Source organism: Nonomuraea sp. bgisy101 (assembly GCF_057708945.1).
In genome coordinates this window covers 1-11479 of the sequence record NZ_JBYITD010000081.1, presented here as the reverse complement: position 1 = coordinate 11479, position 11479 = coordinate 1, and the positions used below count along the sequence as shown (strand labels likewise).

The window sequence follows — 11479 nt, the reverse complement described above, 5'->3', positions numbered from 1 at the left end:
CCCTCTTGTTGCTCTGAGGACGGGTCTTCTCCAGCGTGAGTAGTCCCCAGCCCTTCTCGGGCAAGTAGCAGTCCTTGTCGCGCAAACCTGCCGCCTCAGCGGGACGCAAGCCCCCGAAGTACATGCAGGCGAACAGGGCCGCGAGCATAGGACCGCGTGTCCTGCCCACGTAGGTCACCGCGGTCAGAAGCGCGCGTGCCTGCTTCGGGTTGACCACGCAGCGCCGATCGATCTCGCCGTTGGTCTTGGTCTTGCGGAACTTGACCTTGTGCAGCGGGTTTGCCGAAAGCTCTTCCAGCTCCACGGCGTATTCGAGGAGGTGGTGGAAGACGGCCCGCTTACGCCGGTAGGTCGCAGTCCCCCGCAGCCGTCCCGTCCAGGAGCAGCGCGACTGCTTCGAGAGCAGCACGGACGTGCTTCGGCTCTTCGAGGGCCTTCAAAGGTAGCGATGCGGATTCCAGCCACTTCACCGCCTGCATGATCTCGGCGGTCGGCTCGGGGCGACGATCCTCCGGAAGGAAGGAGTACTGACGCAGCGCGCGCCTGATGATCTGGCTGTCAGGCCGGCCTTTCAGATTGCCCGTCAACACGGGGGTGATGTTGGCCAGTGCATCGGTCATGCCCTCGCGGGACTTGGCCGCCGCGTGAGGCCACCAGGCGTGAACGTAGGCGACCGCGAAGGGGTACCACGTGCGAGCGTTCTTGGCTCTGGCTATGGAGGCTGGCAGGCCGCTCTCCAGCTCGAAGGCTTCACCGTTGCGCGCGGCCTGGCGCAGCTCGGACAGAAAGCTCTCGGCCAGGCCCTTGGTCTTGAAGGTGGACGACTTCTCACGGTTGCCGACCGTCCAGCGCACGATGTGGGAGACGATGCGCGGCTTCTTTCCGTTGCCGTCGTTGCGGGTGTTGATGCGGATGTCCCAGAACTTGACCTTGTAGGAGGTGTTCATGCTGCGCTCCTGAGGGATTCGAGCCAGGCGTTGAGGTCGCTGCGGTAGATGCGGAGTTCGCCGTTGGGCAGGCGGATGCCTTGCGGTGCCTTGCCGATCTCGCGCCAGCGGTAGAAGGTGCGGCGGGAGATGCCGCCGAGTTCGTCGAGGACCTGGGCCACAGTGAGGAGTTCGTCTCGCTTCACGCCGCCACCGCCTCAGTTGCCGAAAGATCCTGGCCGGTGGCTTGGGCTTCCAGCTCGCGCAGGTGGGCGCGCCAGCGTTGGCGGTTGCTAATTGACCGGAGGAGGCGCACGGTCAGCGGCTCCACGTTGGCGTCACCAGCTGGAACAGGGCGCCAGACGTAGCGGTGCGGGTCGGGGGCTTCGTCGGTCTGGCCGAGAGCTTTCAGGACCCCAGGTGCGGCGATCTTGCTTGTGTTCGGCCAGGGTCTTGTTCGACCACTTGCGGGAGACCAGGACGCGGCGACCGGCGTAACCCAGGTGCGCCGGCTTGTGCGCCTTGCCCGGGCACCGGCCGGGAGACATCCCCGCCTTGGCCCCCTTCGGTTGCACCCCGTAGCGCAGCCAGTTGGGGCAGGTAGGCGAGCAGGGCTCGTAGCGGAGGGCATCGACGAAACGGGCAGCGTGCTCGCGCTGGGCCTGGCCGTCGAGGGCCTGGTCGAGGCTCTTGGTGAGGTACTTGGACAGATAGCGGACGCACTGGTCGGCATCCGGTGTGCCCGCGAGCACGCCCTTGACGTCGACTTGGTCGCCGAAACGGATCACGTGCGCCGGTTGGGCTTCCGGGTCGGTGTCGAGCTGGTCGAGGGCCTCGTCCCAGGTGGGCAGGACCTCGCCGGTTGCCGGGTCGAGGTAGCCGACTTCCTCGTCCCAGACGGGCAGGTGATCGCCGTCGAAGCGGACTTCGTCGATCTGGGGCCACCACACCTGGTGGTAGGTCGCGGCGGCGATCTGCTTGATCTCGGAGCGTGGGAGGGTGCCGCGGATGGCCATGTGCAGGTGTGGGGCGAGGCGCTTTTGTGGTTCGACGCTGGCGAAGTACTGCACGTCGTAGCCCGCCACGCGGCGCAGATTCTGCACGAACCGGTCGATCAGCTTGGAGAAGTGCAGCGCGTCACGGGCCGCCCGCGTGTAGTCGTAGGCGTCCGGGTCGACCGGAGCGCCGTTCATGACCTTGCCGTAGGACGGCAGGGTGAGGGTGACGAACAGCGACGGCCGGTAGGTCACGCCGTCCGAGCCGGTGAAGACCCGCCCGAGCGTGGTGTTGGTCATTGTGCGCTTGGGCAGATCGGGAGCGTCCTGCCGCCGGCGGGTGGATCGGGAGCGCTTGGCGGTGGTGCGGCCGAGGACGTTGCCGCGCATGCCCGCCTCGTTGATCTCCTCGTCCAGGTCGACGATGACCGCGTCGAGGTCGGTGGTGTCCTCGCCGAGGCGGTCGGCTTGGTCGCGTTGGGCTTGGATGTCGGCGCGGAACTCGATCAGCCAGCGTTGTTCCTCGTTGGCTGGGTCGGGGGTGATGGCGGGTTCCTCGTCCAGGTGTGGAGCCGGAGGACCGCGTGCGCGAACTGGGCGATGCGTCAGTCCCGTTCCGGTTCGACACGCATGCGCTGATCTTCAGCGAAGACGCCGTGGGCCTGGAGGCGCGTCTGCACGCGGAGCTGAATGACCGGCGGCTCAACAAGGTGAACCTACGGCGAGAGTTCTTCCACGCCACTCCGGCGGAGGTACGGGGCCTGTTGCAGAAGATTGCTGGTCAGCACCTCCTGGAATACCGCGATACGGCCGAAGCTCTGGAGTGGCGGCAGTCGGCTGGGGCGACTGAACCGGCCTAGCTCCGCCATCCGTTAGCGGATGGGATGGCTGTTCACCCGCTCGCGGACTGCCGAATTGCTCTCATAGGGATCAAGGGCGGCGCAAGCGCCGCCACGCGGCCCGAGCTTGCGGGCCGCACGCTGCGCGTGCGGCCTGGGGGCCGTTCTCGCGCGCGCCCGCCACTCGGGCCGCGCGGGACAAAGCCGTTCTATTCCACCTCGCCAGTCGGCGACTCACGCCAGGCCTCCCAATGGAAGGCATCGCGCCAACCCGAGATGCGATACATCCACATCGTGAATGCCTGAGCCACCACTCGGATGTCTCGGCATGTGGTCTGGAAGTGAGCGTCGGCGCCACCATCGCGATGCTCCAACCAGTACGTTCCATCATCCTGACGGTATGCCTGCATGTAGTACTCAGAGTTTTCCGCATCTGAACGTTCCAGGATGAGGAAACGGTTCTTCGCCGACAACTCATTCAGGAGCTTGCGGATGTCCTCCGAAGTCGGGCCATCAAGAGAGTCACCACGCTCATTGAGCGCGCGAACGGCTTCCTTCACGGACAGAGAGTATGCCTCCGGCGGGGGCTCTCCGGCTCCGGGATGATCGCCGCGCGCCCTTGGAGTTCGTAGGTGGCTGAGGTGGAAGCCTGATCATCCCGCCCGCCATCGACCGGGACAAGCCGAGCAGACCAGGGCCACGGGTACCAGATCGTTCGTCCGGTGGGGCGCTCCATCTGGTACCCGTGGCCCTGGCCCGCTTCCCCTGCGGGCGGGTCGACGGCAGACGGGAAGATCAGGCGAGTGAGGTATCGCAGGAACCCGGGCGAGTGCTGGCGAGATCGGCACTATTAGGCTCTTGAGCCGTCCACCCATGCCCAAACGATCACCAGCGCTTCGGGGTTGGTCGCTGGCCTGTTGATGGCTTCCAGAATCTCCGGCTCATTCTCCAGGTACATAGGGTCGAACGGGCGCAGAACGAGTTCGTTAGTTTCCCAATTAGGAGATTCCATGGTCACGGACACGGGGAGGCTGTCATTGGTCGTTCTCCATCCACGGCCGCCCAAGTGTTTCATGGCTTTCTTAACCGAGTCCGTGCCGTTCTCGCCTCTGGTATCGACTACAAGTGTGGTGATGACATCAGTGGTGCCCTCGTAGCCGCCCTCTGAGGTCGACTCACCCATGACCCCTCCGATGCTGCGCGCCTCATTAAGGACTGCAGGGTCCACCCGAAGAGTCGTGTGAGTGAGTCCGCAGCTTGAAACCAGCACGCCACCGATCAAGAGGGCAATGGCCATCATCCGGACATGGCCTATCTGTCTCCGGTGGAGGCGTACGCGCTCAGATAAGGACATGGCAGGCGTGCTCGCTTCCGACGGCGCTGCAGGAGAAGGAGCACGATCATCTCGTGCGCCATCGACCTGGGACAAGCCACTGGAGCGCGAGGCCAACACCTGCTAGATGCGGCTGACCCATTGGCAAGCAGGTGATTCACCGAGCTTCCTGGGAGCCATCTTGGGAGCCACTGGAACGGACGATCATGAACTGCGGCGGACGGAGACGTACGGTGAGGATGCCGCCAGACGAGGTGGCGGACGCCTATGAACGCCCATGAAGATCGTTTGGGGACCTACGGATTAGAAGGCAAGGTGTGCCATTCGATCCAGGAGCGAAGCCGCTGGAAGGTTTCGGCCAGAGTGGGCCTGGTCAATCCCCGTAGCAGTGCAACATCAGATCGGGCACTGTACGCCAGTTCATCAGCAGCTTCCGTATGGCCGCTACTAATTCACGCTGTACGTCATCGCCAGCAACTGCCTCCAGACGATCGACGTCAGCCTCGAGCAGGGGTAGGTCACGGTGATCGAGAACGGTGTCCGCCCATGGGTCGAGCTGCCCGAGAATCGGTAGCCTGTTGCCTCCGGCACTGTTCACCAGTGGCAATAGCTTTTCCACCTCCACGTCCAGCAGCCAACCTCGCTGCTGCGCGATCTCCCACTCCTCAGCATTGGCGTGGCGGTGCTCACGGCGCTGGGCCCGAGTAGCCCGACGTAGGCTCTTCGGGCGAGTCTGTGGAGGACGCAACGCCAACAGCAGGCCCATGCCGACGAGAGTACTCGCAAGATCCGGAACATGTTCGGAATGATCTTTATCGGGTCTCAGGTACCTGAAAGCCGCGCGCAGGTCAGCACGGTCGCACAGCTAGAAACGACGTTCCACTTCTAATCCGACGGTCGCAGGTTCGAATCCTGCAGGGCGCGCTTTGATCATGGCGTTGACCTGCGGAAACGCGCGCCACGGCACTCTTGCAGAACATTGTTCCGACCCATCCGTGCTCCTACCGTGCTCGCCCATACCAACCCTGTACACACCATGATCACCATGCCGTTCATCACCGCACTCACCACCCCTGCCACATGACGAACGGCCCCGTCCCGCCGCGATTCCAGCGGAACGAAGCCGTCATCTCCCCCGGCCGAGCCTCTCCCTCTCGCTACACGCGAAGCTGCCGCAGAACGCCTCGGCCCTCATCGCCATCGCCTAGTGCGGTGACCATGAACGTTCGCCGGGTCGGGTGATCACGCGGCCCGGTGCGCTGGTCGTCCCCAACGTCGTTGTTTCTCGCTGCGGATGCGGGCGCGTTCACGACGTTGGGCGTCCAGCACGTCGGGGTGGCGTGTAGTGCTTCAAAACTCGCATGTACGGTCTGAGCTGGGGTTCCTCTGCCTGGCTTATGCGGCTCGACGGTACTCGTTGATCGCGCCGCCGAGCACTTTGCGGCGTTCGATCCGGCCTTCCATCGGCACCGCCAGCTGTTCGTCTTGATCGGGTGGTCGTTGCCCTCGCGCCTGGTGAGGTCGGTGGCCGTTGTAGTGACCGATGTACTCGTCCAGGACCGCGCGCAGGTGACGTTCACCGTAGATCAGCATGCAATCAGTGCACTCGGCTCGCACCGTCCGGATCCAGCGCTCGGCATAGCAATTCGCCCGAGGTATCCGCGGCGGCGTCTTCAGCGCCGTGATGCCCGCGGCGGCAAAGATCTCATCGAGGACGGCGGTGAACTTGGCGTCCCGATCGCGGATGAGGAAACGGAACACTGCTGCTTGCTCACCGAGGTCGATCAGGAGATTGCGGGCTTGCTGAGCGGTCCAGGCGCCGGTCGGGTGAGAGGTCACGCCCAGGATGTGGACGCGTCGCGTACGGACCTCCATCATGAACAACACGTACAAGCGCTTCAGAAAGATCGTGTCAACATGGAAGAAATCGCAGGGCAGAAGCCCCTTGGCCTGGGCGCGCAGGAAGGCCCGCCAGGAAGTATCGAGATTTCGAGGCGCCGGGCTGAAGCGGCGTGAGCGCAGCACGCGCCGCACGGTCGCCTCGCTGATCTGGTAGCCGAGCCGCACCAGTTCTCCATGCACGCGGCGGTAGCCCCACGCGGGGTTCTCCCGCGACACACGGATGATCAAGTCCCGGATCTCCCGGCTCGTCCTTGGGCGCCCGGGCCGATGCGGGTAGGTCCAGGTCCGGCGGAGTAGACGACGGTGCCAAGTCAGCAACGTCGCCGGGGTGACCAGCCGATGGGCGCGCAGCACGCTCGGTAACCACTGGGCCATCGCCGCGAGAATGGCCCGGTCGGCCCAGTCCGGCTTGGGGCGCGCGACCTGACGCCGCAGTACTGTCACCTCGTGACGCAGCACCATGATCTCAACCTTCTTCGACGCTTGGCTGCGGCCCAGCAACATCAGCCAGCCGAACACCCGGACCGTGATCAGATAGAGCAGGCGAACAGGCACAAGGCGTGATCTTGTCCGTGCGGGCGGAGTCAGTCAAACCACAGCTCAGAGTCGTGACTGCGTTTTGACGCGGTACAGCCCGCCTGGCCGCACGCCTGGCTGTGGCGGTCAGCCGGATGACCCTGATCCGACTGATCCGCGCCCTGCCCGAGCCCGCGCTCCAGAACGGCCCGGCCGTGCTGAGCGTGGACGACTTCGCCCTGCGCAAGGGCAGGATCTACGGCACCATCCTGATCGACATCAGCACCGGACGACCGATCGACGTCCTACCCGACCGCACCGCCGACACCCTGGCCACCTGGCTCCAAGAACACCCCGGCGTGGAGATCGTCTGCCGCGATCGCGCCGGTGCCTATGCCGACGGCGCCAGCCGCGGGGCACCCGAGGCTACTCAGGTTGCTGATCGCTGGCATGTCTGGCGAAACCTCGACCAAGCCGTCGAACGCACCATCGCCACGCACCGCCGGCATCTGCAGGCCATCAGCCCGGCATCGGTTCCCCAGTCCGGTCCCGCCCCGGCGCTGCTCGCGCCACCTCCGCCTGCTGCCCAGCCGCCGCGCACGCCGGAGACCAGGCAGGATCGGGTCGCGGTCCGCACCCGTGAACGGCATGCCGCCATCCACGAGCTGCTCGCCCAAGGCCAGCCCCTCCGGCAGATCGCCCTCCGGCTGCATCCGGGCCGCAACACCGTCCGCCGCTTCGCCCGCGCCACCACCCCCGAAGAACTGCTCGTCCACGCCGGCACCGGCCAGCAGGCCAAGAGCCTGGAAGTCTTCGACGACTACCTGCGCCAGCGCTGGGCCGACGGCTGCACCAACGCCGAACAGCTCTACCGCGAACTACAAACTCGCGGCTACCCTGGCGCCAGCACGGTGGTCCGCCAGTACGTCCGGTCGTGGCGGACCGCTCTTCCTGCCGCGCCGCCATCGCAGCGGCCCCCTACAGTGCGGCAGGCCGTCGGCTGGTTCCTGCGCAACCCCGCCAACCTCGACCCCGACGAACAGAGTGGGCTCGACACGCTGTGCGCCACCAGCCCTCAGCTTGCCGCACTGCGCGGTCATATCCGGCACTTCGCCGAGATGATGACGCACCGCCGCGGTCGGCAGCTCGACGCCTGGATGACCGCGGTCCTCGCCGACGACCTTCCTGAGCTGCACTCCTTCGTCAAAGGTCTACGCCGTGGCCGGGAGGCCGTCGCTGCCGGCCTCACCCTGCCCTACAGCTCCGGCCCCGTCGAAGGCCACGTCAACCGGATCAAAACGATCAAGAGGCAGATGTACGGCCGCGCCAAGCACGATCTCCTCCGCCTTCGCGTCTTGCTGGCGGACTGATGGCCCACTCACGGAATGTGTGCCTGAGCCAGAATTCGGCCGTCGTTGACAGCGCAGCAGGTCGGCGCGGCGAGTTGTGCTGGCTCGGTCAGCGCGGGGCGCGGCCCAGGCCGAACTCGCCGCCATTCGGGATGAACGGTTCCGCAGCTCGTGGTCCCCCGTAGCACCGCCGCGTGGTGGACGACATGACCATCGCGTGCGGGACTCCGGCGAAGGCGGCCGGTGTGGCGGTTGAGCACCGAATGGGCAGAGAAATGACCTGGGTTCTGGACATTTCGTTGAGGAAACATCTTGGCTTGCGGTTTCGATCTGTGGACCCGAGCCGCATTCCATATGTCAAGTAGATCGGCAGGACCGAGGGGATGTTCCATGGGCGGTATCGACGGTATGGATCTGGGCACGTTCGGCATCTACACCTTCGACTTCGAGCATCAGCCGGCCGCGCAGATGCGCGAGTCAATCCAGGAACTGGAGAAACAGGGTTGGCGAGCGTTCTGGATGCCCGAACTCCTCGGACGTGAGGCGCTCACCCACGCCGGCTTTCTGCTCTCCTGCACTGAACGCCTGCACATCGTGAACGCCATCGCGCAGATCTGGTCCCGCGAGGCCAGGTGGACGCACGGCGCCGCCCTCCTGCTGGCCGACGCCTACCCCGACCGGCACGTGCTCGGGCTGGGGTTCGGCGGGCAACGACGGCCGGGGACCAAGCCGCTGGCGGCCATGAGCGCGTACCTGGACGAGATGGACGCCCTCGAGATGCTCAACCCCGCGCCGAAGGCCCAGGTGCGCCGTATCCTGGCCGCGTACGGGCCGAAGATGCTCGAACTGGCCCGCGACCGCACCGCCAGAGCCCACACGTACCACGTCACCGTGGCGCACACCGCGCAGGCGCGGCAGATCCTCGGCCCCGCCGCGTTCCTGGCCGTTGAGCACGCGGTGCTGTTCGAGACCGACCCTGCCGCGGCCCGAGCCATCGCCCGCCAGCACCTGGCTCCCTACCTGAACAGCCCGTACAACAGGACGAAGTTCCGCCGCCTGGGCTACGCGCAAGAGGAGATCGACGGGGGCGGCAGCGACCGGCTTATCGACGATGTCGTGTTCTGGGGAGACCTCGACACCATCGTCGGCAGACTCCACGACCACGTCACGGCCGGCGCCGACCACGTCGCCGTACAGGTGATCGGGATCGAACCGGGCCAGACGGCGATGCCCTACTGGCGCGAGCTCGCCGACGCGCTCTCCCCCGCGCACGTCAATGCCTGAGGGAGCCGGAGAACCGCCGTTGGCTTGGTGGCGTCCAGCGCAGGTGACACAACGCGGCCTTCCGCGACCACTGTCCACTTCACAGTCCGCTCCGTGACCAAGAAATGAGCCGCTTGTGTTCCCAGGAACGCAACGTGTCATAAGCGGATCGAGGGCCGCGTGCGTCGTCTCCTCGTACCGGAGGACGAGCTCTTCCGGGTCGCTCTGCGTCCGCAACGCGTAGCGCAGCAACTCGGCCTGCACCAATGCCATCGAGATCCCCTGGCAGAACGTCGGGTTGGTGGTCGCTCACACGTCCCCGACGCTGACCAGTCCCGTCACCGACAGCACTCCGGTGATGGGCTCGCCGTACGTGGCCCACTCGCGCAGGTGAGGGAACAGGGCGACGGCCAGGTCCCAGACGTGCTCCTCGTACTGGAGCCCTAGCCCGCCGCATTCGAGGTTGCAGCCGAGCCGGTGCTGCGCGACGAGCGGGCGGTCCTCCTGGTGGACACCTTCGAACGGATCCAGGGCCTGGAGGGCTGGCTGCGGGAGCGCTTCCTGCCGCGGCTACGGGTGGGCGCGCTGTTGGCCTTCGCCGTCGGCCATCCGCCGGCCTTGCTGCTGAGCGCGGCGGTGGCGGTCAAAGACGGCGGAGCGAGCAGGCGCTGGACGCGCAACCAGGATGGTGGCGACCCTGCTGGGCCAACTGATGGGCGAGGTGCCCTCGGCTGCCCACCGGCACGCCCTTGAGATCTGCGCGCACGCCTACACGACCACAGAGGACCTGCTGCGCGCGGCCCTTCCGGAGGACGCCGGGGCGCTGTTCGGCTGGCTGCGGCGAGCGGGATCCCGCCCAGGCGCTGCGCGATCTGCCGGAACCGGCCATCGAGCGCGTCTGCGCCCACCTGTGGCACCGCGAGCTGTGCGGCACCGGGGTGCCGCACTCGCACGCGGGATAGAGGTTCAGCTCACGCCATCGCTGCCTGGCACGTCTCGACCGATCCGTGCCAGGCGGGACGCGGCGTAAGCGTCGGCCGGCCTCCTTGGCCAGCCGTCGCGAGATCGTGCCGCCCAAGCGGATGACGCCCCGGAGGTTCGGGCGGGCGGCCGCCGGATCGATGCGGCCGTTGGTGAGCAGCGGTTGGATCATGCGCTAGTCCTTGCTGGCGCACATGTCGTAGCCGACCGACTCCTTGTAGGTGTTGATGTAGATGGCGTCAGCCTGGCCGCGCGCCTGACTCGATCAGCAGCACCCGGCAGGACGGATCGGCACTGAGCCGGTAGGCCAGCACGCATCCGGCCGATCCGGCTCCCACGATCATGTAGTCGTAGGCATCGCTCTGTTGAGCGGGCTCGGCGGACGGAGGGGAAGACACCCTGCGTGTCCTTTGGTTGTCTTGTGGGGACATGGGCTACTGCGTGGCTCGCCAGATGGTGTGGGTGTCGAAGACGGTCTCGAACCGCTGCGCGATCCCGTCCAGGAGGTGCCAGACATGGACGAACCTGGCCGCTCCTTCCTTACCGGTCGTGCGATTCACGCCGCGGTACTCGCCCTGGACGAAGAGCTTGTCGCCCACGGGGGTGAGCTCGAACGTGATGATCGTGAAGTCGGACCAGTCGACGGCGATCGGCGCCATCGCCTTTTCGAGGACCTCCTGGGGGCCGTGGTAGGTGCCGCCGGTCGCGCCGCCGGCCGCCACCGTCCACGTGACGTCCGGCGCCAGGCGCTCCATGAACCCCTGCATGTCGCCCGTGGCCAGCGCCGAGTAGATCTCGGTGACGGTCCGGCGGTTGATCCGCTCGGTCGGGCTGAGGGTCTTCGTCTCGGTTTCCATCGTGTGCAGCTCCTCAGTCGTCTGGTGTGCTGCCGATAGCCGACTACGAAGCACTGCTCATTTCCCAGACCGTCCGGCCGCCGATTTCCGCCCACCCGCGGTGCCGGAACGGCGCGTTCAGCCTTGTCGCGTGGCGGCTGTGCGCCCAGTCGCGGTCAGGGGATCAGCAAGGTCTTGCCGAGGGTCCGCCGCGCGCCGATCGCGGCATGCGCGTCAGCGGCGCGTTCCAGCGGGAACGTCTATCCGATGGCCGGTCGCAGACGCCCGGCCGCGCTGTCGGCCAGTGCCTGCACGGACATCTCGTGCATGGCGGCCGGTGGGGGAAGGCCGACGCCCCGTGCGGCCGCCTCCTCCTCGGGGATCCGGGTCATCGTGCCGCTGCCGGCGGCGAAGGCGATGAACCGGCCACCCGGCCGGACCAGTTCGAGGACGCCGCGCCCGATGGCGCCGCCACTGGCGTCGCACGCCCATGCCGCCGGTCGTGGTGGCGACCCTGTACGACTCTGCTGGTTAACTCA

The 11479-nt window shown here is 66.4% G+C and carries 13 protein-coding genes and 2 pseudogenes; 5 read left to right on the top strand and 10 right to left on the bottom strand.

Annotated elements, in window-relative coordinates; translation table 11 throughout:
• The 4 genes and pseudogenes from AC3EO4_RS55060 to AC3EO4_RS55045 form a co-directional block, all read right to left on the bottom strand.
• Positions 1–304, bottom strand: a pseudogene (locus tag AC3EO4_RS55060) (tyrosine-type recombinase/integrase); the annotation flags it as partial.
• 34 nt (positions 305–338) lie between these two features.
• Positions 339–947: a hypothetical protein gene (locus tag AC3EO4_RS55055; protein ID WP_431904743.1), complete on the bottom strand. Its 609-nt coding sequence runs from the start codon at positions 945–947 to the stop codon at positions 339–341.
• Positions 944–1132: a helix-turn-helix transcriptional regulator gene (locus tag AC3EO4_RS55050; protein ID WP_346131382.1), complete on the bottom strand. Its 189-nt coding sequence runs from the start codon at positions 1130–1132 to the stop codon at positions 944–946. The genes AC3EO4_RS55055 and AC3EO4_RS55050 overlap by 4 nt, the downstream gene beginning before the upstream one ends.
• Before the next feature lie 132 nt (positions 1133–1264).
• Positions 1265–2428, bottom strand: coding sequence for a replication initiator (locus AC3EO4_RS55045; protein ID WP_431904749.1), 1164 nt, complete (start codon positions 2426–2428; stop codon positions 1265–1267).
• A 77-nt stretch (positions 2429–2505) separates the two neighbouring features.
• Here AC3EO4_RS55045 and AC3EO4_RS55040 point away from each other — a divergent pair, with 77 nt between their 5' ends.
• Positions 2506–2781, top strand: coding sequence for a GIY-YIG nuclease family protein (locus tag AC3EO4_RS55040; RefSeq protein WP_488186388.1), 276 nt, complete (start codon positions 2506–2508; stop codon positions 2779–2781).
• Positions 2782–2969: 188 nt separating this feature from the next.
• Here the strand turns inward: AC3EO4_RS55040 and AC3EO4_RS55035 are convergent, their stop codons facing one another.
• The 4 genes from AC3EO4_RS55035 to AC3EO4_RS55020 form a co-directional block, all read right to left on the bottom strand.
• Entirely contained in the window at positions 2970–3320 is a 351-nt protein-coding gene (locus tag AC3EO4_RS55035; protein ID WP_379582922.1) for a hypothetical protein, read from the bottom strand.
• Between the two features lie 290 nt (positions 3321–3610).
• On the bottom strand, positions 3611–3943 hold the full coding sequence (locus AC3EO4_RS55030) for a hypothetical protein (RefSeq protein WP_379582920.1): 333 nt from the start codon (positions 3941–3943) through the stop codon (positions 3611–3613).
• Positions 3944–4466: 523 nt separating this feature from the next.
• On the bottom strand, positions 4467–4859 hold the full coding sequence (locus tag AC3EO4_RS55025) for a hypothetical protein (RefSeq protein WP_379582919.1): 393 nt from the start codon (positions 4857–4859) through the stop codon (positions 4467–4469).
• Between the two features lie 629 nt (positions 4860–5488).
• Positions 5489–6550 carry an integrase core domain-containing protein gene (locus AC3EO4_RS55020; RefSeq protein WP_431904738.1) on the bottom strand — a complete coding sequence of 354 codons (1062 nt, stop codon included), beginning with the start codon at positions 6548–6550 and terminating at the stop codon, positions 5489–5491.
• An 83-nt stretch (positions 6551–6633) separates the two neighbouring features.
• On the opposite strand from AC3EO4_RS55020, the gene AC3EO4_RS55015 reads away from it, so the two are divergent.
• The 3 genes from AC3EO4_RS55015 (at position 6634) to AC3EO4_RS55005 (ending at position 9876) form a co-directional block, all read left to right on the top strand.
• Positions 6634–7881 carry an ISL3 family transposase gene (locus tag AC3EO4_RS55015; RefSeq protein WP_431904746.1) on the top strand — a complete coding sequence of 416 codons (1248 nt, stop codon included), beginning with the start codon at positions 6634–6636 and terminating at the stop codon, positions 7879–7881.
• Between the two features lie 369 nt (positions 7882–8250).
• A complete protein-coding gene (locus AC3EO4_RS55010) occupies positions 8251–9144 on the top strand; it encodes a TIGR03620 family F420-dependent LLM class oxidoreductase (RefSeq protein ID WP_379582913.1) in 894 nt (297 codons plus the stop codon).
• A gap of 456 nt (positions 9145–9600) precedes the next feature.
• Positions 9601–9876, top strand: coding sequence for a hypothetical protein (locus AC3EO4_RS55005; RefSeq protein WP_379582911.1), 276 nt, complete (start codon positions 9601–9603; stop codon positions 9874–9876).
• Between the two features lie 482 nt (positions 9877–10358).
• On the opposite strand, the pseudogene AC3EO4_RS55000 reads toward AC3EO4_RS55005, so the two are convergent.
• A pseudogene (locus AC3EO4_RS55000) lies at positions 10359–10448 on the bottom strand (NAD(P)-binding protein); the annotation flags it as partial.
• A gap of 90 nt (positions 10449–10538) precedes the next feature.
• The gene (locus AC3EO4_RS54995; protein WP_431904735.1) at positions 10539–10961 is read right to left on the bottom strand and encodes a nuclear transport factor 2 family protein; all 423 of its coding nucleotides are present in this window, start codon (positions 10959–10961) and stop codon (positions 10539–10541) included.
• A gap of 26 nt (positions 10962–10987) precedes the next feature.
• On the opposite strand from AC3EO4_RS54995, the gene AC3EO4_RS54990 reads away from it, so the two are divergent.
• The coding region (locus AC3EO4_RS54990; RefSeq protein ID WP_488186387.1) for a hypothetical protein at positions 10988–11479 on the top strand (492 nt) is incomplete at its 3' end.

Coding starts and splice junctions, on each gene's coding strand:
- AC3EO4_RS55010 (WP_379582913.1), top strand. CDS start 8,251: ATGGGCGGTATCGACGGTATGGATCTGGGCACGTTCGGCATCTACACC.
- AC3EO4_RS55030 (WP_379582920.1), bottom strand. CDS start 3,943: ATGGGTGAGTCGACCTCAGAGGGCGGCTACGAGGGCACCACTGATGTC.
- AC3EO4_RS55055 (WP_431904743.1), bottom strand. CDS start 947: ATGAACACCTCCTACAAGGTCAAGTTCTGGGACATCCGCATCAACACC.
- AC3EO4_RS54995 (WP_431904735.1), bottom strand. CDS start 10,961: ATGGAAACCGAGACGAAGACCCTCAGCCCGACCGAGCGGATCAACCGC.
- AC3EO4_RS55025 (WP_379582919.1), bottom strand. CDS start 4,859: ATGGGCCTGCTGTTGGCGTTGCGTCCTCCACAGACTCGCCCGAAGAGC.